Genomic DNA, 22,251 nt, shown 5'->3' with positions numbered 1-22,251 from the left:
TCGCTCGATGACCCAGCGCCGGCTCGCCCGGGAAAGTGCGATTGAGGTCCTTTACCGGCTTGACCTGGTTGGCGATGAGCCCACCGATACCATCCAGGAAATCTGCGCCCGCAAAAATCCATCAGAAGAGGCTGAAACCTATCTCCGCCGACTTGTTGATACGGTCGAAAAAAACCTCGCTGAGATTGACGCCACGCTCCGCCGCCATCTCAAACGGTGGCGCCTTGAAAGACTCACCTACCTTGACCGGGCGATACTCCGCATCGGCTGTGCCGAGATCCTCTACTTTGATGACATTCCACCGAAGGTGGCGATTAACGAGGCGGTAGAACTGGCAAAGAAGTTCGGTGATGACAAGGCTGGTAAATTTGTCAATGGCGTCCTTGACGGCGTCTTCAAGGGAAGAAACAAGGCAGTAAAGACCGATTCGCCCCGATGAAGCTTGGCGCAATCAGCGATGTCCACGCCAACCTTGAGGCACTCACCGCTGTCCTCAACTTCTTCCGCCAAGAGGGGGTGGACCAAGTCATATCTTTAGGTGATGTCGTCGGTTATGGGCCCGACCCTGAAGCCTGCATCGAACTTTTACAACAGGCGCAGGCAAAGGTTGTTGCCGGCAACCACGACTGGGGTACCCTAGGTAAAACTCCAATAAGCCACTTTAATCATCTGGCCGTGGCTGCCCTAAAGTGGACGCAAAAAAGACTAAAACCAGAGCACCTCTTGTTCCTCTCCAGCCTTCCTTTAACGATGAATCTCAACTCACTTCACCTTGTCCACGCCTCCCCCTCTGCCCCGCAAAACTGGGAATACATCTTCACAATTGAAGAGGCTTTTTCCGAACTTCGCGCCTGCCCTTTTGAAATTTGCCTTGTGGGTCACACCCACCGGCCGCTAATAGTAGAAAAGCCTCCGATTGGACCGGTACGGACAATACCTACCCCTGCATTTTCTCTCCAGCCAGATGCCCGCTATCTCATCAATATTGGGAGTGTTGGGCAGCCAAGAGACGGTGACCCGCGTGCCTGCTGCGCGCTTATCGACCTGAAAGAAAAACGGGCCTCTTTCCACCGCATTCCTTACGATATCCTTACCACCCAAAAGAAGATGTTTACTTTTGGCTTACCAAGACCGCTGATAGAGCGGCTTGAATTGGGAATATAAAAATAAAAACGGGGCGCTTTTTCACGCCCCGCATAAAACTTAGCAATGTCTAACGCAGCACCGCCGCCTTCTGGGCGTAAACACCATCTGATGTTACCAACTGGAAAAGGTAGATACCGTTTGCCGTATCCTCAGCATCAACCTTAATCCGCACATATTCACCAAACCTGACCTCCCTCCTGATCGTCTTCAGCAACCTGCCGTTGAGTGCATAGACCCGTAGTTCAACCGAACCTGTTGTTGGCGCAGTAAAACCAACTCCTGTCTCTTTCGTGAAAGGATTCGGACTGATATGCAAGGCATAAGGTCGCCTCCCTGTTACCGGGGGCATTTCCTCTACCCCGGGGAGCCTTTCGCCAAACCATTCAAAAATGCGCCTGATTAATGTCCAGCGCTGGAGATAACGGCTGGAATGGTCAATCGCCTCAAAAGCTACCGAGAAGAAGACCAGTTTGTAATTGCCAGAATAACGAATCATCGGCGTGGCATTGGGGTCAGGGTAATCTTTGAAACGGGCACAGGCTACCGCTTCACCTAACGGAAGGACAGCATCGCTGGAACGGGCGTTGTTGGCGCCACCGCCACCGCCGAGAACCATCGTATCACCCCTTGTCAATGGGTCACCACTGATGCCAACGAGATAGGGTTTGCCAGTGGAGTCGGTGACAAATGAAGAGTGGAGATAGTCAGCAAGGAACTGACTTCCCTGAAGTTCAAACGCAATATTCTGCCCAGAGAGAATCAGTTTGCCGCCGTTGTCAAGATAGGAGGTGAGGTTTGCCTGGTCGGTTGGGGTCAAGGTATTGGTGCGGGTGTCACCGGTAAACCAGATAACCACCGGGTAATGCCTCAGGGTCTCGGCCGATGGTGAACCGGATGTCTGCACCGAGTAGATGTCATAGAGGATGCGGTTCGAGTCAAGGGCATTGGTGTAATAGCGCTCGTATGTCTGGCCACCGTCGTCGTCAACAACCAAGACCCGGGGCGAGCCTGACTGAACAAGAAAATTGGTGTCAGGATAGGCAGCCTGAGGCTGGGCGCTAACCGTCAAAAAGAACCGTATCCTCTCCGGGGGCGCATCCGGACCAATCTGAATCACAAAGGAGTCTGCGGCGCAGTTTGCGCTTGAGCCGGCAGGAATATTGGGAAAGGTGGCATTTCCTTTTAGGATTGTCACATCGGTGCCCAAAACGCCGAGGGTGGCAGAGACATTGGTGGCATCGCGCCAGCCCGCGCTGTTGGTATAGGTGACAATCAATGACACCGTCTCGCCTGGATCAGGTCTGCCATTGCCACCGCCATCGTTGAACCGCCAGTCGGTCAGTTTCAGGTTGCAGTAGAATAACGGTAGAACCACATTTGCCATTGAAACCCTGCCCGCACCTAACTCTCCCACGAGATAAAGGCTATCAGGCATTGAGTCGCAGGCATCATGCAACATCTGCAGGCAGGTGGCGTTGGAAACGGTGGTGTCAAAGCATTTAATCCAACAGGCAACCCCAGCGGCAAGGGGCGCAGACATTGATGTCCCATCCATAGAACGATAATAGCCCTGGCTGCGCGGCACGGTCGAATAGATGTTCTCTCCCGGTGCGGTCACATCAACCCAGGGTCCATAGTTTGACCAGGATGTCTTGCGGTCAGTAGGACCAGATGCGGCAACATTCTCCACACCTTCATAACAGGCGGGATAACGGACCGCCCTTAACCCATCATTACCCGCAGAACCAAAAAGGACTAAACCCGACTCATACGCATAAAGGCAGGCATCAGCCATCACCTGATTCGGGCTACCAGAGCCAAAACTCATTGAAACTGCCCAAGCATGCATCGGCACAAAATAGTATATCGCCGCTGCCGCTGCATACACATTCACCGAGCCGCCGCCACCACAGCGCAAAGCCATTGAGCGGCTGTTCCAGGTTGTACCGGCAACACCTTCACCGTTGTTTGTCACCGCATTCACAACCCCCCAGCAATGCGTCCCATGGTCGTCACTACCCTCACACATCGGCACCGGGTCCGCGCCAATAAAGTCCCAGCCAACAACATCATCCGCATATCCGTTCATATCCTGGTCAACACCGTCAATGTCGCCATCAGGATAGGGAAGGGTATCAAACCTGCCATTCCCATTTCTGTCCTCCGCGGCATTAATCCAGAGATTCGCCTCAATGTCGGGATGAAACAGATCCACCCCATCATCAAGAACACAGTTAATCACGCTCGTCTTCCCTTTGGCAATCCCCCAGGCGATGGGCGCATTTAAATTCACAAAGTGCCACTGCCTGCTATAAGACGGGTCATTCGGCACCTCATCCAACCGCATCACGCTATTCGGGCAGACAACGACAACCTCTTTCAGCCGCTCATAATCCCTTGCCACCGGTGTAATGTCCTGCTCAACATTAAACTGAATCAGAAACTGCAAATCACACCCATACTTCTTGGCAACCGGGTCAACAACCGGATTACGCCACAAGGGTGCAATCTCCTCCACCCGCCACTTCCTCTGCAACTCATCAAGTGCCTCAATCCCAAAAAGGGCAATCCCATCCCTTTCGGAAATTTGGACCCGGCCTCGGCACTCCGGGGCCAGTTCAATTATCAACTGCCCGGCAATATACTCCTCGCCATCCTTTGACGTTACTACCGGTCTTTTCAGGTCAGGCCAGGCAAACAAGGTGGCAGTAACCAGGGCGATTACCGCTAAGATTTTCACTTTCATCAAATGCCTCCTGTTATTTAACGGTTTATAATTTATTATTATAGAACATCCACTTTTATTGTCAAACAATGAACCGCCCCTATATTGAGCAAGGCAAAATTTGGCATTGCCAAGGTTGCCATTTTACCACCAAAACCGACGCCCACCTTAAAACCACTGGGGGAGTGACCCCCTCGGTAAACCCGGTAATCGCTAAGTTATGAATATATGAAACTTAATCAACTTCTCTCCGGCTTGTGCGCGGCAAAGACAACCTGTTCTGGCATCCCTGTAAGATTGGGCATCTCCCAGACCTGCCGCGCATCCCCAACCTCCTCCATCCCTATTACCTGGAATCCTGCCCGGCTAAGAAAGTAAAAATGGTCAGACACGGTCCAAAAGTATTCATACCTTTTTGAAACCCTGCCCGGAGAGGTGACATCCATCTCATCATCCTCCTGGGAACGGAGACGGTGCCGCTCAAAATAGGACCGACCAACCCTTGGCTGACCCGGCTCCTCCTTAAATATGCGCCGAAAAGGGTGGTACTCATTAATCACCAGCCTGCCGCCAGGCACAAGCATCTTATAAATCTCATGATAAAACCTGCCCAAGTCATCAATCAATCCCGCAACCTGACCCGCATAGGCAACCTCGCACCAGTCCACACCCAAGGATGAAAGGTCGGTGAGCTCTGCCTGGCGGAAATCAAGTTCAACACCAACAATCTGGGTCCGCACCAAAAGCACATCCAAGCCGCTGTTTGTCGGGTCAATCACCGTAACCTTTGCGCCCATCGCGGCAAGCGCCAGAGGAATAATACCATCACCGCTCCCCAAAACCGCCAGCCTCTTCCCTGCCACCGCACCCAAAAACTCCATCTCCGCCTTATTAAGCGCCAGCGAGGGCATTACCGTCACCCGGCGCCAGATATCAGGGTCATCCGGCTTTCGCTCCCAGGCAGGGGCGACAGGTATGTAATCTCGATCAGGAATAAAAATCACCGTTGATACTCAATCAGACACTCTTTTTCCCCAGAATGATATTCCCGCTTGACAACACCCACATCCGGTGCCAGAAACTCAATCCACTGAGTGATTGTTGTCTCCGGTTTAACCACCATCTCACAGAACTCCAGCCGGTAGCAGTCATAAAACTTCCCTGCCGGCACCAGAACCGAATCAATCGCACTCACCCTAACCCTCAGACTGTGGAGAAATTTAACCGAATCCTGCCCCCAGAAAAGGGTCGTGTCAAAACTGTCCTGAAAACTGTCACCAAGAACCAACGGCTGCCGATAACGCAAGCCAAACCTGAACTCAACCGTATCCGGCTTATTTGGTCTGGGTATCTCAGTAATTATCAACTTCTCAATCTCGGTCGGGCTGACAGTGTAATATTCCGGAGCAAAATTGCGATACACGCGGATGCAATTTCTATTAGCAATCACCGCTGGCGAGGTGTCAACCTGAACATAAATCGTGTCATTCTCAAAAAGATACTTCCAGGTTGCACCTTGCGGCAAAGGAAAGTAATTGGCACCGGAACGGTAAAGGAGCATATCTGAGCAGCCAAGGAAAATAAGCACTGTTATCAAAATCGGCTTAAAACGCATAGGCGACCTCCGCCCTGATTACTGGGAAATATGTTATTGCCAACCTTTTTGCAGTAATCCCCTCAAGATAGATGATATTGTCCAAACCCGCACCTACCCGGCTTTTCCCCTCATGCTGGACAAAGAATATCCCCAAGTGCCAGTTGGGTGCACGCCCCGTTTCCTTTGAGCTGCCGAATGCCCTTCTTATAAAACCAAACCCCGGACCGGTATTTAAATTTATCCCCCAAACCGGTCGCGAAAAAACCTCGTAGTTATAAGCGAGGGCTATCTCCTGGATTATCAGCTCATAAGGGGTTGTCCCCTTGCTGGGAAAACTGAAAAAGGAATAGCCCAGTTCCGTTCGGTGCCGACCAAAACCATAACCAGCCTGAGCGCCAATAACTGTGCTTGAGCGCGTTGTCCTATTGATACCACCTGTGGGAAAGGCGATACCTACCCTGCCGCCAAGGTCAAAACCGTTGAAAAGCAAAAAAGAGACAATCAATAAATTCACCACTATAAAAACATTACGCTCGTTTCGGGTAATTGTCAAGAAATGGCGAGCATCCGCTCCAACGCCTGCCTCGCCTTTGTTGACACCTCCTCGGGGATTGAAATCTCCGCCACCTTACCCAAGAGTGCCAGCCGCACATCTTCAAGACCGGTCAACTTCATGTTCCTGCAGATGGCGTTGCGCCGCAGCGGATGGCACCTCCTGTCCGGGTATTCCCGCAGGATACGGTTACACATCCCAATCTCGGTGCCCAATACCAGTTCATCATACTCCCGGGCAAGTCTCACCATGCCGCTGGTTGAGGCAACCCTGTCACTCGCTTTAATCACCTCAAGTGAACATTCTGGGTGGCAGACAATCAGCGCCTCAGGATACTCCCTCCTTGCCCGCTCGACATCCTCAAGCGTAAAAAAGGCGTGGACATAGCAGAACCCCTCCCAGGGAATTATCTTAATCCCGGTCTCATACTCAACCCAGCGGGCAAGGTTTTTGTCCGGGACAAATAAAATCTTTTTATCCTTTGGCAAAGAGGCAACAACCTTGACCGCATTGGCAGAGGTGCAGCAGATATCCGCCTCTGCCTTTACCGCCGCCGTGGTATTGACATAGGCAACAACAAAGACATCACCCAACTCCGCCTTTTTTTGGCGCAGGGCATCAGGGGTAATCATATCTGCCATCGGACAGCCTGCCTCGGGTTGAGCAAGCATAACCATTGTCTCTGGGTTTAAAATCTTGGCGGTCTCCGCCATAAACTTTACCCCGCAGAAGACAATAAGTTCGGCTTTGACATTTTGCGCCTTGCGCGCAAGTTCAAGTGAGTCGCCAATAAAATCAGCTACCTCATAAATCTCCGGTTTTTGATAGTTGTGGGCAAGGATAATCGCTCGGCGCCGCTGTTTTAATTCCAAGATCTCTCTAATAAGCCCAGCGGTATTCTTCATCGCCTGCGGCTATCCTTTCGCTGCCTGTTGTCTCGTGGTAACCAGAACCGATTCTCCTCAAGGATATGAACAACCTCTATTCCCTGCTTCGCAAGCGCATCGGCAATGATAAGCCGGTGGCAATGTTCTGGCAGATAACAGGAGCAGACAAGGCAGCATACCCTGATTGGGACTTTGCTCGCAATGATTTTCAGGCCGCGCTTCACACCCTCTCTTTCCAGCCAGGTTTTAATGTTGTTGCGCTCTGGTGGTGCCAGTTCGTTGCCCAAGTAAACATAGTTGATTCTGTTTGCAGAACACAACCCTTCTAACGCCGCCCGGCTGTAATCGGTCTTCTCTTTTTCATAAGGTGAAGAAGGGTTGATCGGCGCTGCCGGCGGTTTTGCCCGGATGTCAAAAAGGACCTGTATCCCGAACTTTGCTAAAAGCCGGGTGAACTCATAGCCTGGTCTTTGCCCGATGCCTAAGGTATAAATTCTCACTTTTGTCTTAGCAGGTTATATGGAATATCGCGGCCTTCGGCTCTGAAAGTTGATTGTAGATTAAAATCGCCTCAGGTGTGGGCGCGATTTTAAACTCAATGCCGTTTGCCTTGAGAAAATCCTTTGCCTCTTTGGCAAGCTCGGCGACCCCCGCCTGCCCGGTGCCCATCACCAGGCTTGCTTTGGTGTTGGCAAGCACCCTTTGTACCTCTTTCAGGGTGATGGTGTGGCTGTCACCAAACCGATTGGGAAACCGGCTTTCAACCCGTCCATCCGGATAGATGACAATGTCATAATCAAACCTCGCCCTGTCGGTCTCAATCCAGCCAAAACCGGTCGCCTTAATTGTCATAACTGATGTTAAACAGCCCTCTGCCCTTGTCAAGCCGATGCAATTTGCTCACCGCGCCTAATAAGCCTTATCGGTCCGAACTCTTCACTTTGCTCAACCTTGACCTCACCCAGCCGCACCAGTTCCAGGAGCGCAAGAAAGGTAACAATCAGCTCAGTGAGGGTCGCACCGCTAACCGCTACCTCAAAATCCACCACCCCCTTTTCCTTTAGCAAAAACCGCAGCCGCTCAATCTTGTCCTCAATCTTAACCGCCTGCGGGGTGATGGTTACAACCGGTTCTGTTTTCAGCCGCGCCAGAATGCGGCTGAAAGCCTGGGTCAAAAGGGCTAAATCCTCACCCTCTGCCAGTTGCGCTGGCGGCTGAATCCCTTTGCGGGGAAAGCGCAACCGCTGGTCCGCCTCCTTTTTACCCAAGAGGCGTGCCGCCTCTTGAAACTGGCGATAGGAGTCAAGAATCTGCTCAAGGGAAATCTGTGGGGTTGACAAATCCTCATCCTCCTGGTGCGGCAAAAGGGCACGAACCTTAAGCCGCATCAGGACCGCTGCCATCACCATAAAATCCAGGGCACCATCAAGGTTTAAGGGTTCGCCCGCTCTGAGATAGGCGAGGTAGTCGTCGGTCAGCCGGGCGATAGGAACATCAAGGACATCAAGTTCGTTCTTGCGCACAAGATAGAGCAAGAGTTCTACCGGACCCTCAAAAAGGTCAAGCCTGATAGATAGTTCGTGGTTCATAGTTCTTAGTCCTTGGTTTGGGGCACTATAAGCCTTTCAGTTCGTATCTCCTCGTGCCCAGCCCAATCTCCTCGCCCCTTTCCAAAACAATCTCGGGGTTGAGATTTGGATAGAGCTCCTTGAGCTTTTCTTGGGTGCGGTCAAGAACCGCCTGGTCGCAGGCAACCGGGTCAAAGGAGGCGAAAAGCCCGATATCCGGCATTATCGGTCTTTCGGTTTTGGTGTTGCAGTCGCAGTTAGGTGTAATGTTAATAGCAAAGTTAAAATGAATCGCCTGCCGGTTTGTAAGGACTGCGAGGCAGTAATCTGCCATCTTTTTCTGCACCGATTCTGATGCCTCGTCCCACTTCAGCCTGATTGCCCCATAAGGACAGACCGCTACACAGGAGCCGCAACCGGTGCAGGCTTTACCGATGCGGGCAACATACTGAAAGAAGTCAATCGCATCATGCGGACAGTAGTCAACACAGGTGCCGCAACTGGCACACTTGCTCTCCTCAACATAAGGCTTGGATGAGGAGTGCATTGCTAGTTTTCCCGCCTTTGCCGCCAGCCCCATCGCCAGGTTTTTGATCGCCCCGCCGAATCCGCAAACAAAGTGCCCTTTGAAATGGGTAAGGTTGATGAGATAGCGGATGAAGCGCAAGCCCTGGGCAAGAAAAGCCCTGGACACTTGCGGTGATTGAACTTCTACGGTGTAATACCTTTCTCCGAACTCGCCATCAAGAATCTCAATCGGCACCAGGGTCCGCTCAATGGTAAACCCGTGCTCCTTTGCCAGTTTGAGATGCTCGCTTGCCCTTTGCCTTCTTCCCCGGTAAAGCGAGGTGGTTTCAATCACCACCGGCTGCAGGTCGTGCTTCACCGCCCTGAGTGCAGCAATGCGGACAAAATCCGGGTCAAGGTGATTGTTGTTCCCCTCTTCACCGAAATGGACCTTAATCCCCAATTTCTTCTTCGGTTTGGTCCGCTGAAAAAAACCGGAATCCTCTAAGATGACACCAAGCCCCTCTTTTATCCTTGAAACCGGCACAAACCAGACAATTGCCGGGCTCATCTCCACACCCCAGGCACTTTTGCCCCGCAGAATTTGCATCTGCCATCAACAAGGTTATTTTCCAGAACCGAGAACCCCTGGCGTTTAATCATTACCCTGCCGCAATTGGGGCAATAGGTGCTTTCATCCCTGTGCCCAAACACATTGCCAATATAGACAAACTTGAGCCCGACCCGGCGCGCAATTGCCACCGCCCGCTCAAGCGTGGCAATTGGCGTTGGCGGGCTGTTCTGCAGCCGGTAATCAGGATGAAACCTGGTGAAATGCAGAGGAATCGTATCGCCAAGGTTCTCCTTAATCCAGACACACATCCTTTTAATTGTGGTGGTATCGTCGTTATAACCCGGTACAACCAGATTGACCAGTTCCAAATGGCACCCGCTCTGGGCAACCGTCCTGCATGCCAAAAGCACCGGCTCCAAACTCGAACCGCACACATTTTGATAAAACTCCGGTGTAAACCCCTTCAGGTCAATCTTAATCGCATCCACAACTGCACACAGCGCCTTTAAAGGCTCAGGGTTCACATAGCCACCAGAAACAACCGCAGTCTTAATCCCCTTTGTTCTTGCCAAACGGGCGATGTCAATCATATACTCATAAAAAACCACCGGCTCGGTATAGGTGAAGCAGATTATCGGCAGTTTCAGCCTTTCGGCAAGACCGACAACCTCCTCAGGTGAAAACTCCTCACTCGGCACCTCCTCTGGGCTTGCCTGCGAAATCTCCCAGTTCTGGCAGTACTTGCAGCGCTGATTACAGCCAACGGTTGCCAGAGTCAAACGCTGGGAACCGGGCAGAAAATGAAAAAACGGCGCCTTCTCAATCGGCTCACGGTTCATTGAACAGGGCCTGCCATAAACCAGGGAATATAGTTTGCCGTCCCTGTTCTCCCGCACCCGGCAGAACCCCCTTTTCCCAGGCAAAATCACGCACCGCCTTGGACACAGCTGGCACTGCACCCTCTTGTTGTCAAGTTTCTGATACCAGCGCGCCTCCTGCAGTTTTTCCTTCTGTTTCTGCCCGGTAGTGACAAGCATTAAAAGCAAAAGCCCGCTAAATCCGAAAAGCCTCAGCATCCTCAATTGGCAATAAGACCCGCGACCACACCGATTATCACACCCAGCCCGAAGATACCACCAACAGTCCCGCCGAAAATCCACTTTGCCCGACAGGCGCTTTTGTCCATCACCTTTTTATCAATCTCAACCTTGGTCTCAAACCCGGGCAAAAGGTCAACCTGGGTGCTGGCGGCATCTATCCGGGCAAGGCTCCAGAGCGCGGCAAGTTTTGCCCCAACCCCGGCGTAGCGCAACCTTTTATAAAGCACCTCCAGACTGTCATTGGAGACAACCGTCACCCAGTACCTCCCCGGCGCAAACTGATACCTTTCAATCGGTGTTGTCCCGATACTCTCGCCCTCAACATAAACCGCAAAACCGGCAGGTCTTGACCTCACCGTCAAAAAACCCGGGTTTGCCACCATCCCTAAAATCGTTATACCAAGCGTTGTTAATACACCCATCATAAAAAAGATTAACCCAAAATCTAAACCAAGTCAAAAAATAAACCGAAAACAGACTCCCCCTTGCACCTATCTCTCTTATATCAACCTTCCTAAAATACCAAAAGGTAAAGCCATACCCACCACCGGGATGGTGGAGGGGACCAGCCCCTATTAAAAACCAAACCAGCCCTGAATTCATAACACCTTGAACGGCAAGAACTTATTAATTACAGCCACTACTTGACAAAATCAAACCCTCTCCTATTATTTAGATAAACAAAAATGGAGGCAGCGATGATAACAAAAACCACTTGCGCCCGCTTTCTGATGGTTATCACCTTCACGGTTTTAATTTGCGCCTTGATTTCATCCTGTGCCACCGTTGGTGCGAAAGAAAACAGGGGTACAACCGCTCTTGATAACCCACCAGATTCGGTCAAACTCAAAGGCACCTTCACCATCACAAATGACGGTCTCACCGTCAACTTCTATGACGAAAAGGACAACCTCCGCGCCACCATTGAGATTGACAGCGCCCATATCGGACTGGCATTCAAACCCGAGAGCCTCAACATCCCGCTCGGTGAAGATGAAAGGGCGCCCAAAGGCAGCCTCACAATCACTAAGGACCGATTCGCCCTTTCCCTTTATGACGATAAAACCAAAGGCACCGCCTTTCTCACCCTTACATCTGATGGGCTCCAACTTGTTGTTTACGACAGCCTCGGCAAACCGGTCTGGGGTAAATAACAACCCATTCACCTGTTGCCATCCCTTAGGTTTTGGCTAAAATTAGTTTATGCGCAATCCGTTCATTCCTGGCAAAGGTAAGGCAAGACCACAAAACGAGGCGGACAAAAACACCGCGCCCGTAAGCAATCTATTGCAGGAGGCACTCAACGCCTTTTACCGCGATGACGACGAAACCGCGCTCGAACTCTTTCTTGAACTCCTTGACACCAACCCCGACAACCTCCGCCTCTCCTACCTCACCGCCCTCTGCGCCTCCCTCCTCAACGATGAGGAGACCCTTGAAGAGGTGTGCTCCCGGGTGAAAAGAAAAAAACCCCGCCACCCCTATTCCATCGGCTGCGAGGCGGTGCGCGCCCTCTATTATGCCAATTACCAGCGCGCCGAACACCTCTTTCAGAGTGCGCTCCGCTCCCTCCCTGAAGACATCGACCTCAATTTAGGACTGGGCATCCTTTATGAATATATGGGCAGCGAGGAGAAATGTGTTGAGGTCTACCGCCGGGTCCTGGAACTCTCCCCTGACAACATCCGCGCCCGCATCTGGCTGGGCACCAGTTTGGCCCTGAGCGGTGAATTTCTCAACGCCTTTGCCGAATACCAGTACGCCAAAAGGCTTGACCCGAATGTGGAAAACCCCCACCAGCATCTTGGCAGGGACCTCTATGCCGAAGGTCTGATTGCCGAAGCCGCCCAGGAGTTTGCTCAGGCGCTTCTTGAGGAACCGGACGAACCCTTGGCATATTTCTACCTGATGGACTGCTACAAAAGGCTCAACCGCTTTGACGAGGCGCTTGACATCTACGAAACCATCAAACAGCGCTTTGGCAAATATGAGGAAACCCTCAGCCAGTGTTATGAGTCCTTTGGACTATATAATGAGGCAATCCCTCTCCTCAAGAAAATGGTTAATGACAATCCCAATGACCCCGAGCTCCTTGTCCGCCTCAGCCAGGCATACCAAAAGACCGGTAAAATTGAGGAGGCAATTGCCAATTTAAAAAGGGCGCTCGATTACCTGCCGGATATCCCCTCCCTCTGGACCGACCTCGCCCGGCTTTATTATCACACCCGCGACTTTCCAAATGCGATTGCCGCGGCGCAACAGGCAATCAACCTCAACCGCTACGACCAGGAGGCTTACGGCATCCTTGCCGATGCCCTGCTCTTTTTGGGCAGGATTGATGAGGCGCAGGCTGCAGCCCGGGAGATGGAACTTGCCCGTGATGAAGCCTGGCAGCGGTATCAGCAAAGGTTCGCCGGGAATGACGATGAGATTGAATAAGACCCTGTTAAGAAATATTTGACAGGGTTTTAAAAATTTGTTAATATTGTCTTAGACAATTTGGTGAGGCGGAGCCGGTTGTTTCAGGCGACGGAACGGCATCTCAACCTCCTCAAAAGCCCAATGGAATGCCCTCGCATTCCGATCCCACCAAAACAGCCTCGCCTGAAACCAGCCCTGGCCGACTTCGCCTCACTTTATTATTTCATAAGTATTTAAATATAGGTGACTTATCTTTTGTTTTTTGCGGCTTAACCAGCCCGGCGGGTGAGTTTTTGTGCAAGGATGATTGCCGATTTCATTGAGGTGGCGTCCGCAATACCTTTGCCCGCGATGTCAAAGGCAACACCATGCAATGGTGAGGTGCGAACCTTGCCCAACCCTAAGGTAACATTTACCCCCCTACCCCTACCGAGAACTTTTGCCGGAATCATCGCCTGGTCATGATACATCGCCACGAACCCGTCAAACTCCTTGAGCCGGGCAAAAATTGAGTCTGCGGGAAAAGGACCCTGGGCATCTATCCCCTTTTTTCTTGCCCTTTTTATCGCTAAGGCGATGCGCTTCTCTTCGCCAAGGCTGAACTCCTCTGCATGCGGGTTAAGGGCAAAAACACCGATTTTCGGTGCGGGCTTACCTTCAAGATTCAGAAAATCATCCAGGAGAAAAATCTTCTCGAGCACCCTTTTGGTGGTAATCTGTGCCGGCACCAGCGCCAGGGGCAGATGGATTGTCACAAACACAACCTTGAAATCAGGTGTCCAGGCAAGCATCGCATATCGCTTGACATTTAGACCCCAGGCAAGAAACTCGGTCTGACCCGGATGTTTGAAACCGACAAGCCGCAGCGCCTCCTTAGAAACCGGTGCGGTTACCAGTCCTGAAATCTCGTCCTTCTTTAACATCTTCAATCCAACTTCCAAAGCTGCAAGAGCCGACTCACCGCATCTTTTCTGCACCCGTCCATAATCAAACCTGCCCAATGGTCCGGTGTCAATCACCATCTCCAGATTGAAATCCAAATCAAGCCTTTTTGCCTCTCTTTCCAAAACAGCCTTTGAACCGATCAACACCACATTTCTCCATTTCAGCTGCGCCAGCGCCTTTAAGGTAATCTCTGGCCCTACTCCTGCCGGGTCACCAATCGTGATGCCAAGTGGGGGCTGATGGCTTTTAGCTGAAGGCGGCTGGCTCACTCCACCCATTTTATTTTAATAATGGCTAAGGGTGCCTGAACGCCTTGTCCACCGGTCAATGAGCATAAAAACCACGAGCCCGAAGCCCACCCACAAGAACGACAAAAGTCCGAGCCGAACAAAGGCATCCCTGAGGGTAAAATCAATCCTCTCCCCCATCAGAAAGTGGCGTGCGGTCAAGATGCCATAGGTGGTAGGCACAAAAAGTGCCAGCTTCTGCATAAACGCCGGCAGCACCGCCAAGGGATAGGCAATCGGCGTCAGAATCATCATTATGCTTGACAACGCCTCGCTCACCAGCCAGCCCTGCTTGAAAATCAGGGTAAAGGATGCCATAAACATGCCGATGCCGTAAAGGGCTATTAGCATCAATCCAATGACAAGCAGGGTGGGCAAGATACCAAGTGGATTGACCTTAAGGCTGAAAACCAAAAGTATAAAAACAATCTGCACCGCAATCATCAGGAGTTGATGGAGAATTGAATGCAGTGACATCCCCATCGTAAAAACCCAGCGGGGAACGGGTGCGGCAAAAACCGATTCCAGCGTGCCATAAAACTGCTCCTTGCGCAGACTGAAGCCCATCGCCCAGAGCGCCATATTGAGAAACCCGATAAACAGATAGCCGAGGGTAATAAAGGTAACGATATCGGTCGTGCCCACCAGCCGAGCAAGGTTTTCTGACTCCCTGCCCCCTACAAGAGCAACACCGTAAAGCAGATATGGTAGAAGATAGACGACCGGGTCGATCAAACCCCGGGCAAAATCCGCCTTATAGGTCAGCTCCAATTTCCACTCTTTGATATTCTCTGCCCAGACCGCAGCTGCATAATGCCTGACCCTCTTGATGAGATTTTCTACCCTTGCCATCTCAGTGCATCCCGACGGTGCCATCCCGCCTGGTCTTTTTCTCAAGATAGACAAAAAGGAAATAACCGGCAACCAAAAGCACCGCATCCATCACCAAGAGGATAAGAACAGTCTGATAGAGATTGACCTCGGTTTTATTTAAGAGAATTATCCCTCTAATTGCCACCAGTGCCCAGGTCAAGGGAATCAGGGTCGAGACGAAAGCGGTGATTGGATTCACCTGCACCGGGTAGCGGATTGGTGAAAAGAGAAAGAATATCCACTCCAGGGTATGAACCCAGCCGTGCACCTCCTTGATTAACAGGGTAAACCCGGCAAAGGCAATCGCAAACCCGTAAAACCCAATCATCAAAAGCACCACCAGGAGGAGAACCGGCAGAATCTTTGCGAGCGTAAACTGAACCCCGAAAAACAAGGCGATGATGAGCGCCTGAAAAACTACCATCACGCTTGACCATGCCCATTCTGCCAGTGTCTTGCCGATGAGAATTACCAAGGGATGGGTTGGCGAGGCGATAATATATTCCATTGTACCCCAGTAGGTTTCCTCGCGCAAAGAGTTGCCCACGCCCCAGAGTGCAGAGAAGACAAAGGTTGATATCATCGCACCAATCAGCACAAACGCCAGATAGTTGCCCGAGCCGGTGAGTTGCCGGAACGCCTCACTTGATGCCCCGCCAACCAGCGCCTTACCCTGAAACACATAGGGCAGAACCCAGAGAAGGGGGAATATTGCCCAGAAGACAATCATAATCGGATAGGAAAACCAGATGCGCATAGTCTTGACAAACTCTGCACCAACAACCTGTAGCTCAACACCTAGCTGCCGGCGTGCCATATCACTTACCTTCGCTATTTGCCGTATCCTCACCTAATGATGTCCCGGTCATATAGATAAAAACATCCTCCAGGGTTGGCTCCTTGACATCAATCCCCAAAATCCGCGCCTGGGACCGGACCGACTCAATCACCTCACTCAAAACCCGTTCTGCCCGCGGGGCAACAATCCGCAGGGTGGTAATACCATCATTGAACTCTGCCTGAACCCGCTCAATCCCGTCAAGGCTTTTCAAACTACTAATGTCCGGCTGTCCCAAACAGCGCACCTCCAGCACCTCGGTATGGGGTATGTCCCTCTTGTACTGCTCCGGTGTCTTAATATCCACAATTCTGCCCCTGTTGATAAAAGCAATCCGGTCGCACAGCTCGTCCGCCTCGTCCATATAATGAGTGGTCAGAAGAATCGTCTTCCCCTGCTTTTGGTTCAACTCCTCCTTGATGAACCGACGGATAAACCTGCCGAACTGCGGGTCAAGACCAAGGGTGGGTTCATCCAGCAAAAGAATCTGTGGGTTATGTAACATCGCCCGTGCCAGACTCACCTTCTGCTTCATCCCTGATGAGTAGCGCTCCAACCGTTCGTTGGCGACATCCTTCAGACCCAACAGCTCCAACAGATACTCAATCCGTCTGTCCCTTTCTTTACCCGTCAAACCATAAAGTGCGGCAAAGAAACGCAGATTATCCCGTGCAGATAGTTTCCAGTAAAGGGTCCGCTCTCCGGATGTCAAAAGCCCAATACACTGCCGGCAGAAGAGCGACTCCTTAAATGCGTCATGCCCAAAAATCCGTATTGTCCCCGCATCCGGTATTAATAGTGTTGCAATACACCGCACCAATGTGGTCTTGCCCGCGCCGTTCGGGCCTAAAAGCCCGAACAACTCACCCTGCTTGAGAGTGAGGGTAGCGCGATCCAGCGCCCGCACAACCCGCCTTTTCAGACCCCGCCCCCGCCGGAAATCCTTGACAACACCCTGACAATCAATCGCTGGCATCAGTGCGCCCATTTATGCCTCTCTACCGTCTCCTTGATCAAGACTTCTATTTTATCAGTGGCACCATCCCAGGTCCACTGCCTTGCCCAAGAAACCGCCTGCTCACCCAGCCGAGTGCGCAGTGCCCCATCTCTTAGTAGCAAATCAATCTTTTCTGCCAGCTGGGGGATATCACCATAATCATAGAAAAAGCCGTTTACCCCATCGCGCGAGGAATCAACCAATCCCGGTGAACGGGCAACAACCACTGGCGTACCACAGGCATTTGCCTCAATCACAATCAACCCCCACCCCTCCTTGATTGAACTCTCCACCAAGAGCGCACTGCGCCGGTACCATTGAATCTTCTCCTCCTCTGACACAAAGCCAGTAAAACGAACGGTTTCCTTTAACCCCAACTTCTCTACAATCCGCTCAAGCCGGGGCAGGTCATCCCCAGTCCCCACCACCACCACCTGGAATACCCTACCCCTCTCCTTCAAGAGGCGTGCCGCATATAACAGCTGCTCGGTTGATTTATATTTCTTCAGTCTCCCCACATGGAGCACAACCGGCTCTTTTTTCACTCGTGGGTCAGGCTGATAACGCTCAAAATCTGTCCCCGGCGGAACAACTGTTATTTGTTCTGGAGGAATACCCAAACGCACAACATCCCTTTTTGAACTCTCAGAAAGCACCGCAAACAAGCATTTCTTGTATGCAAGGGGAATAAGGCTTTCGGTCAAATAAACATAAAGGGCAAAAGGCGCTATCGCTTCCCGAAAAATACTCCTTCGGAAAAGGTGCATTAAAAGCACCAAAACCGGTTTATCCGTAAACCAGGGGGAATAGAAAGGAATCTTGTTAAGGTCATCAATCACAATGTCAAAATCACCCTCTCTTACCAGTTTGCCAATCTGCCTGTAGACCGTCCAGTTAAATGTCCATTTTCCCCCCATCCTCTTCACCCTGACCCCATCAATCTCCTCCTCTAACGCTGAACCGGCAAACCGCTCGGCAACAAGGGTTATCTCATGCCCGCGTTGCACCAGCCGCCGGCAGATTTCCTGCAAATAAATCTCTGCCCCACCTGCGAGCGGGTTCTTAATGCAGCGCCAATTCACAACTAAAATCCGCATTGATGCTTATCTTAAATTCTTAAATGCCAACGGTCAAGCGAACGCCATAACCAAGACATTGACTCCTGCCCTAACTTTAACAAAATATAGTATTGAATATCTGGTTATTAATATTGGCCATACTCCCAGGGCTTGGGCTTTTACTCTTTTTCTATTTCCGCGACCGTTATAAAAAGGAACCGCTCTGGCCCATCTTTCTTGCCTTTATCCTGGGTGCCTTTATTCTTCTGCCCGCCTCCGCAACAGCTAACCTAGTCCAGCGTCTCACCGGATGGTATTACCGAAAACCCGATCTCCTTACAATTTTTCTTGGCTCCTTTTTTATTGCCGGTCTTATCGAGGAAGGCTGGAAGTTCTTTGTTGTCCGCTTATACTGCTATAACCGCCCAGAGTTTGACGAACCCTATGATGGGATAATGTACTCAACCGCGGTTGCATTGGGCTTTGCCACCATTGAAAACATCCTTTATGTCTTTAGCCCTAGCCTACTTGGTGGCTTGCGCACCGGTATATTAAGGGCATTTCTTGCTGTCCCCAGTCATGCCTTTTATGGGGTCCTGATGGGTTATTTTCTTGGTGAGGCGAAGTTTGCCAAAACGACCGCTGAAGAAAACCTTTTTGCCCTTATCGGTCTGGGTCTGGCTATCGTCGCCCACGGCATTTACGACTTTTTAGTCATCGCCCTGCCCTATCGACCGTTATTAACCGGCAGCCTGATTGTCTTCTCATTTCTCGTCTGGATAGTCTTCTTTGAAGCCAGCCGACATCAGGCAGAAAAATCACCCTATCGCAACCCAGACCTGGCAAAACATTTAAGGAATCAAACTGATGAACGTTGGGATGAAACTAATCACAGTGAACTTTAAAGGTGTAACATAGTTCAGGTAATCATCGGCTCGCTGGTAGCCTCACAAGTGGAAACGGAATGGTCTTCCAGCCATTTAAGGAGTTCGCTCAATCGGCCGCGGGCAAGACAGATTGAGGTGTCTGCCGCACCGTAATACACACGAATCGTCTCGCCATCCGGCTCCAAGACACTGCCGCAGGGGAAAACTACGCTATTGACATCCCCTACCCTCTCATAGGGCATCACCGGTCCGAAAATCCACTCTGTTCCTCGCTGCACACAACGCCACGGCCGTTCGCGGTCTAATAGCGCCAACCCCACCCGATAGATTGAACCGCTGGGGGTTTCCTTCACCCCGTGGTAAAACATCAACCACCCATTTTCCGTCTCAATTGGTGGTGCTGCCAGACCCACCCGACTTGCATCCCACCAAGCACCGCGACGGGCTGGGAGTACTAAATGATGTCTACCCCAGTGAATTAAATCCGGTGATTGGGAGATATAAATATGGGCACCCAAAGAGGTAGTTGGGCGATGGATCATCAGCCAGTAGCCGTTAAACCGCCGGGGTAAAAGTGCCGCATCCTTATCTGCCGGTGGCATCACCACCCCTAACCGTTCAAAATTTCTAAAGTCCTCGGTGAGCGCGAGCGCCACCGCTGGACCCGCCCGTGAATAGGCGGTATAAGTTACAGCATATTTCTTAAGTTCCTCAATATAAGTGATCCGTGGATCCTCTATTCCCCAAATCTCTTCAGGATGATTTAGCGGGTCCGGGAGAAAGGTAGGAACAGGGTCAATGTGCCAGTTGTCAACCCCATTATCAGAACGGGCAGCACAGAGATGGGATATCCCACTGCGGTCCTCAACCCGACACAGAAGCAAGGTTGTGCCATCGGGGAGGAGCATCGCCCCAGGATTAAATACCGTGTTTACCGGATATGGCCAGTCAGCAGCGGTAAGAACGGGGTTTTTCTCGTATCGTTGAAGTAGAACCTGCCGGTCGCCGCTCATCGATTCTCTGTAGGTGACTGGGCAGCGTACATTGTCAACAGGGAGGCAATAAAAGACAAGGTTGCCTCTGCCCCCTCGTTCCCATTAACCCCATCAGGATGTAATCCGTCATGGCAACCTCCAGTCGCATAGTCATACAAGGGTAGACCGAGGTCATTTCTGCCCAAGAACCATTCAAACGCCCGGCGCATCTCCTCCCGCCACCTTGGTTCATGCGTAACCAAGTATGCCTGATAACAAGCCTCAACTGCACAGTGCGCCTCTATCGGCTGCTGGTCAAAACGGGCGCGGGCAGTCCCACGATGCCAGCCAGAATTGGCAATCGGGATAAAATGGCGCTGCTCCGCGGTCTGGACCTTAATAAGCCAGTCCAAGGACTCAAGACCAGCATCAAGCAAATCCTTGCTCTTTAACTCCTTTCCCGCCACAATTAAAGCCTCGCTCAGTCGCGCATTGGCATAGGCAAGCATCGGCTCAAACCAGCGCCAGTCTTCGGTTCTATTACCTTTGTATAACTGATAAAGCCTTTCCGCGAGCAGTTCCCGAAAGCGCCGGGCATTACTGTCACCGGGAAACCGCCGGCTATATGCACAGAGACCTAGTAAGGTATATGCCCAGGCGCGAGGGCTGGTGAAAAGTTCCACTGCGGGCAAACCAGCTGAAAAAAGATTGACTGAGAGTGCAACCACCCCCTCCTCTGCGGCTGAGGCGACCGCATAACCTAAAGCCCAGAGCGCCCGCGCATGACTGTCTTCAGAACCATACTCCTCAACCCAGCGTCGGTCATAGGAAAGGATATTGCGGAAACGACCGTTCTGACGGTTGAAGGCAAAATCAATAAACGCCAGGTAGCGCCTGACCAGCCGGTTTAAAAGGCCTTTCTCCTCCTGTATTTCCTGAGCACGGAGCGCCACCAAAAGTGCCCGGGCATTATCATCGGTGGTATAGCCTTCACTCAGGTTGGGCACAGTCCTTCGGCAATGCTGGAGAATCCCGGTATCATCGGTCATCGTTAAAAGATGGCTGAGGTTCAGTTCAGGCAGTTCAATATCCAGAGGGTCGGCGGTCTGTAGCGGTGAATACAAAACCACCGGTCCGCGCATCCGCTCCTCAGCCGCCCGCACAAAAGTGTCAAGATATGCGCGCGCCACCTCCTTCCAAATCATCCTTCTGCCAAAGGCATAGGCGCGCTTACGCATCGCATGCCGTTCGCTCTCTTGCTCAAACAATTGAATTATCGTCTCGGCCAGCGCCTGCCCATCCCGGAAAGGCACCAGTTTACCCCTGCCATCAGCAAGCATTTCCTCAGCATACCAGTAAGGGGTGGAAACCACCGCCTTGCCAACACCCATTGAATAGGCAAGGGTTCCCGAGACAATCTGGTGCGGATTGAGATAGGGGGTGACATAGATATCCGCCGCACCCAAAAAACGACACAGCTCATCCAGGCTGACATACCGGTTGTGAAAGACAACATTGGCGGCAACATTAAGCTCCCTTGCCCGGCGCTGCAAGCCAAGTCGATACTCCTCGCCCTGCTCCCGCTTGACATTAGGATGGGTAATACCCAGAACAATGTAAACCACATCAGGAAAACGCTTGACAATTGCGGGCAGGGCATCAATCATATACTCAATCCCCTTGTTGGGTGAAAGCAGTCCAAATGTAAGAATCACCCGCCTACCCTCAACCCCGAAAAGGTCCTTGTAATAATTCGGGTCAACAAAGGGCATATCTGGAATCCCATGATGAATCAGGTCGATCTTGGTTTCCGGCACCTGATAAATCTCCTTGAGAAACCTTGCCGCCCGCTCACTCATCACCACCACCCGTTCAGAAATCCGACAGATCTCCTCCAACACCTGATGCTGGTTTTCATCCGGCTCGGCAAGCACGGTGTGCAGGGTGGTAACCACCGGCATCCGCAATCGGCGCAGGGCAATGAGAATATGGCTGCCTGCTGGTCCACCAAAAATCCCGTACTCATGCTGCAGACAGGTCAAATCCACTCTCGTCATATTCAGAAACTCCGCCATCTGGCGATAATAGTCCTTATTGTTCTGGGCCACCTCAAACCGCACCCTTTCCGGATATTGATAACCCTCAGGCGTGTCGTTCAATGCCACCACTAAGCAGTCAAGCTCTGGCGCCTCCTGAACAACCGCTTCGCACAAATCCGCAGTAAAGGTGGCGATGCCGCACCGCCGCGGTATATATGTGCCGATAAAGGCTACTTTATTAAAGGGGTATTTCCCGCGCATAATCTATAATATAA

Annotated in this window: 23 protein-coding genes; 5 read left to right on the top strand and 18 right to left on the bottom strand. The window is 51.5% G+C overall.

Going from position 1 to position 22,251, the window contains the following annotated elements; translation table 11 throughout:
• Positions 1-7 precede the first annotated feature (7 nt).
• Together nusB and ABIK47_00910 are read left to right on the top strand one after the other, a co-directional pair.
• Positions 8-439: a transcription antitermination factor NusB gene (gene nusB, locus ABIK47_00915; GenBank protein MEO0019188.1), complete on the top strand. Its 432-nt coding sequence runs from the start codon at positions 8-10 to the stop codon at positions 437-439.
• Complete coding sequence (locus ABIK47_00910; GenBank protein ID MEO0019187.1) at positions 436-1,164, top strand: metallophosphoesterase family protein; 729 nt, start codon at positions 436-438, stop codon at positions 1,162-1,164. Before nusB ends, ABIK47_00910 begins: the two co-directional genes overlap by 4 nt.
• A gap of 49 nt (positions 1,165-1,213) precedes the next feature.
• Here ABIK47_00910 and ABIK47_00905 read toward each other — a convergent pair whose 3' ends face one another.
• The 11 genes from ABIK47_00905 to ABIK47_00855 form a co-directional block, all read right to left on the bottom strand.
• A complete protein-coding gene (locus ABIK47_00905; GenBank protein MEO0019186.1) occupies positions 1,214-3,892 on the bottom strand; it encodes a S8 family serine peptidase in 2,679 nt (892 codons plus the stop codon).
• A gap of 218 nt (positions 3,893-4,110) precedes the next feature.
• A complete protein-coding gene (locus tag ABIK47_00900; protein ID MEO0019185.1) occupies positions 4,111-4,875 on the bottom strand; it encodes a methyltransferase domain-containing protein in 765 nt (254 codons plus the stop codon).
• Positions 4,872-5,486 (bottom strand): hypothetical protein, encoded by a 615-nt coding sequence (locus ABIK47_00895; GenBank protein MEO0019184.1) that lies wholly within the window; start codon positions 5,484-5,486, stop codon positions 4,872-4,874. The genes ABIK47_00900 and ABIK47_00895 overlap by 4 nt, the downstream gene beginning before the upstream one ends.
• A complete protein-coding gene (locus ABIK47_00890) occupies positions 5,476-5,982 on the bottom strand; it encodes a hypothetical protein (GenBank protein ID MEO0019183.1) in 507 nt (168 codons plus the stop codon). The genes ABIK47_00895 and ABIK47_00890 overlap by 11 nt, the downstream gene beginning before the upstream one ends.
• Positions 5,983-6,017: 35 nt before the next feature.
• Positions 6,018-6,926 (bottom strand): quinolinate synthase NadA, encoded by a 909-nt coding sequence (nadA, locus tag ABIK47_00885; GenBank protein MEO0019182.1) that lies wholly within the window; start codon positions 6,924-6,926, stop codon positions 6,018-6,020.
• Entirely contained in the window at positions 6,923-7,408 is a 486-nt protein-coding gene (locus tag ABIK47_00880) for a DUF488 domain-containing protein (GenBank protein MEO0019181.1), read from the bottom strand. The genes nadA and ABIK47_00880 overlap by 4 nt, the downstream gene beginning before the upstream one ends.
• Positions 7,409-7,415: 7 nt before the next feature.
• Positions 7,416-7,760 (bottom strand): MTH938/NDUFAF3 family protein, encoded by a 345-nt coding sequence (locus ABIK47_00875; GenBank protein MEO0019180.1) that lies wholly within the window; start codon positions 7,758-7,760, stop codon positions 7,416-7,418.
• 29 nt (positions 7,761-7,789) lie between these two features.
• Entirely contained in the window at positions 7,790-8,497 is a 708-nt protein-coding gene (locus tag ABIK47_00870; GenBank protein MEO0019179.1) for a segregation/condensation protein A, read from the bottom strand.
• Between the two features lie 25 nt (positions 8,498-8,522).
• A complete protein-coding gene (locus tag ABIK47_00865; protein MEO0019178.1) occupies positions 8,523-9,593 on the bottom strand; it encodes a DUF362 domain-containing protein in 1,071 nt (356 codons plus the stop codon).
• Positions 9,551-10,633 (bottom strand): AmmeMemoRadiSam system radical SAM enzyme, encoded by a 1,083-nt coding sequence (amrS, locus tag ABIK47_00860; GenBank protein MEO0019177.1) that lies wholly within the window; start codon positions 10,631-10,633, stop codon positions 9,551-9,553. Before amrS ends, ABIK47_00865 begins: the two co-directional genes overlap by 43 nt.
• A 2-nt stretch (positions 10,634-10,635) precedes the next feature.
• Complete coding sequence (locus ABIK47_00855; protein MEO0019176.1) at positions 10,636-11,082, bottom strand: PEGA domain-containing protein; 447 nt, start codon at positions 11,080-11,082, stop codon at positions 10,636-10,638.
• Between the two features lie 273 nt (positions 11,083-11,355).
• On the opposite strand from ABIK47_00855, the gene ABIK47_00850 reads away from it, so the two are divergent.
• The gene (locus tag ABIK47_00850; protein ID MEO0019175.1) at positions 11,356-11,811 is read left to right on the top strand and encodes a hypothetical protein; all 456 of its coding nucleotides are present in this window, start codon (positions 11,356-11,358) and stop codon (positions 11,809-11,811) included.
• A 49-nt stretch (positions 11,812-11,860) separates the two neighbouring features.
• Positions 11,861-13,096, top strand: a complete 1,236-nt coding sequence (locus tag ABIK47_00845) for a tetratricopeptide repeat protein (GenBank protein ID MEO0019174.1) — start codon at positions 11,861-11,863, stop codon at positions 13,094-13,096.
• A gap of 251 nt (positions 13,097-13,347) precedes the next feature.
• Here ABIK47_00845 and ABIK47_00840 read toward each other — a convergent pair whose 3' ends face one another.
• From ABIK47_00840 to ABIK47_00820, 5 genes are read right to left on the bottom strand one after another with little or no spacing between them, the layout of a single operon-like run.
• The gene (locus tag ABIK47_00840; protein MEO0019173.1) at positions 13,348-14,292 is read right to left on the bottom strand and encodes a 4-hydroxythreonine-4-phosphate dehydrogenase PdxA; all 945 of its coding nucleotides are present in this window, start codon (positions 14,290-14,292) and stop codon (positions 13,348-13,350) included.
• A 15-nt stretch (positions 14,293-14,307) separates the two neighbouring features.
• On the bottom strand, positions 14,308-15,162 hold the full coding sequence (locus ABIK47_00835; GenBank protein ID MEO0019172.1) for an ABC transporter permease: 855 nt from the start codon (positions 15,160-15,162) through the stop codon (positions 14,308-14,310).
• Position 15,163: 1 nt separating this feature from the next.
• Positions 15,164-16,033, bottom strand: coding sequence for an ABC transporter permease (locus tag ABIK47_00830; GenBank protein MEO0019171.1), 870 nt, complete (start codon positions 16,031-16,033; stop codon positions 15,164-15,166).
• Complete coding sequence (locus ABIK47_00825) at positions 16,002-16,997, bottom strand: ABC transporter ATP-binding protein (GenBank protein MEO0019170.1); 996 nt, start codon at positions 16,995-16,997, stop codon at positions 16,002-16,004. Before ABIK47_00825 ends, ABIK47_00830 begins: the two co-directional genes overlap by 32 nt.
• Positions 16,997-18,115: a glycosyltransferase family 4 protein gene (locus tag ABIK47_00820; GenBank protein MEO0019169.1), complete on the bottom strand. Its 1,119-nt coding sequence runs from the start codon at positions 18,113-18,115 to the stop codon at positions 16,997-16,999. Before ABIK47_00820 ends, ABIK47_00825 begins: the two co-directional genes overlap by 1 nt.
• A 92-nt stretch (positions 18,116-18,207) precedes the next feature.
• Here ABIK47_00820 and ABIK47_00815 point away from each other — a divergent pair, with 92 nt between their 5' ends.
• Positions 18,208-18,981, top strand: coding sequence for a PrsW family glutamic-type intramembrane protease (locus ABIK47_00815; protein MEO0019168.1), 774 nt, complete (start codon positions 18,208-18,210; stop codon positions 18,979-18,981).
• A gap of 14 nt (positions 18,982-18,995) precedes the next feature.
• Here ABIK47_00815 and ABIK47_00810 read toward each other — a convergent pair whose 3' ends face one another.
• A complete protein-coding gene (locus ABIK47_00810; protein MEO0019167.1) occupies positions 18,996-19,976 on the bottom strand; it encodes a glycosidase in 981 nt (326 codons plus the stop codon).
• Entirely contained in the window at positions 19,973-22,237 is a 2,265-nt protein-coding gene (locus ABIK47_00805) for a glycosyltransferase family 4 protein (GenBank protein MEO0019166.1), read from the bottom strand. Before ABIK47_00805 ends, ABIK47_00810 begins: the two co-directional genes overlap by 4 nt.
• Between the last annotated feature and the right edge of the window lie 14 nt (positions 22,238-22,251).

It is taken from the genome of candidate division WOR-3 bacterium, from assembly GCA_039801245.1.
In the GTDB taxonomy this organism is placed as follows: domain Bacteria; phylum Hydrothermota; class Tepidihabitantia; order Tepidihabitantales; family Tepidihabitantaceae; genus JAOABP01.
The sequence above is the reverse complement of the archived record's forward strand: the minus strand, read 5'-3'. Positions and strand labels throughout refer to the sequence as shown.

Coding starts and splice junctions, on each gene's coding strand:
- nusB (MEO0019188.1), top strand. CDS start 8: ATGACCCAGCGCCGGCTCGCCCGGGAAAGTGCGATTGAGGTCCTTTAC.
- ABIK47_00910 (MEO0019187.1), top strand. CDS start 436: ATGAAGCTTGGCGCAATCAGCGATGTCCACGCCAACCTTGAGGCACTC.
- ABIK47_00905 (MEO0019186.1), bottom strand. CDS start 3,892: ATGAAAGTGAAAATCTTAGCGGTAATCGCCCTGGTTACTGCCACCTTG.
- ABIK47_00895 (MEO0019184.1), bottom strand. CDS start 5,486: ATGCGTTTTAAGCCGATTTTGATAACAGTGCTTATTTTCCTTGGCTGC.
- nadA (MEO0019182.1), bottom strand. CDS start 6,926: ATGAAGAATACCGCTGGGCTTATTAGAGAGATCTTGGAATTAAAACAG.
- ABIK47_00875 (MEO0019180.1), bottom strand. CDS start 7,760: ATGACAATTAAGGCGACCGGTTTTGGCTGGATTGAGACCGACAGGGCG.
- ABIK47_00870 (MEO0019179.1), bottom strand. CDS start 8,497: ATGAACCACGAACTATCTATCAGGCTTGACCTTTTTGAGGGTCCGGTA.
- ABIK47_00865 (MEO0019178.1), bottom strand. CDS start 9,593: ATGCAAATTCTGCGGGGCAAAAGTGCCTGGGGTGTGGAGATGAGCCCG.
- amrS (MEO0019177.1), bottom strand. CDS start 10,633: ATGCTGAGGCTTTTCGGATTTAGCGGGCTTTTGCTTTTAATGCTTGTC.
- ABIK47_00855 (MEO0019176.1), bottom strand. CDS start 11,082: ATGATGGGTGTATTAACAACGCTTGGTATAACGATTTTAGGGATGGTG.
- ABIK47_00850 (MEO0019175.1), top strand. CDS start 11,356: ATGATAACAAAAACCACTTGCGCCCGCTTTCTGATGGTTATCACCTTC.
- ABIK47_00845 (MEO0019174.1), top strand. CDS start 11,861: ATGCGCAATCCGTTCATTCCTGGCAAAGGTAAGGCAAGACCACAAAAC.
- ABIK47_00835 (MEO0019172.1), bottom strand. CDS start 15,162: ATGGCAAGGGTAGAAAATCTCATCAAGAGGGTCAGGCATTATGCAGCT.
- ABIK47_00825 (MEO0019170.1), bottom strand. CDS start 16,997: ATGCCAGCGATTGATTGTCAGGGTGTTGTCAAGGATTTCCGGCGGGGG.
- ABIK47_00820 (MEO0019169.1), bottom strand. CDS start 18,115: ATGCGGATTTTAGTTGTGAATTGGCGCTGCATTAAGAACCCGCTCGCA.
- ABIK47_00810 (MEO0019167.1), bottom strand. CDS start 19,976: ATGAGCGGCGACCGGCAGGTTCTACTTCAACGATACGAGAAAAACCCC.
- ABIK47_00805 (MEO0019166.1), bottom strand. CDS start 22,237: ATGCGCGGGAAATACCCCTTTAATAAAGTAGCCTTTATCGGCACATAT.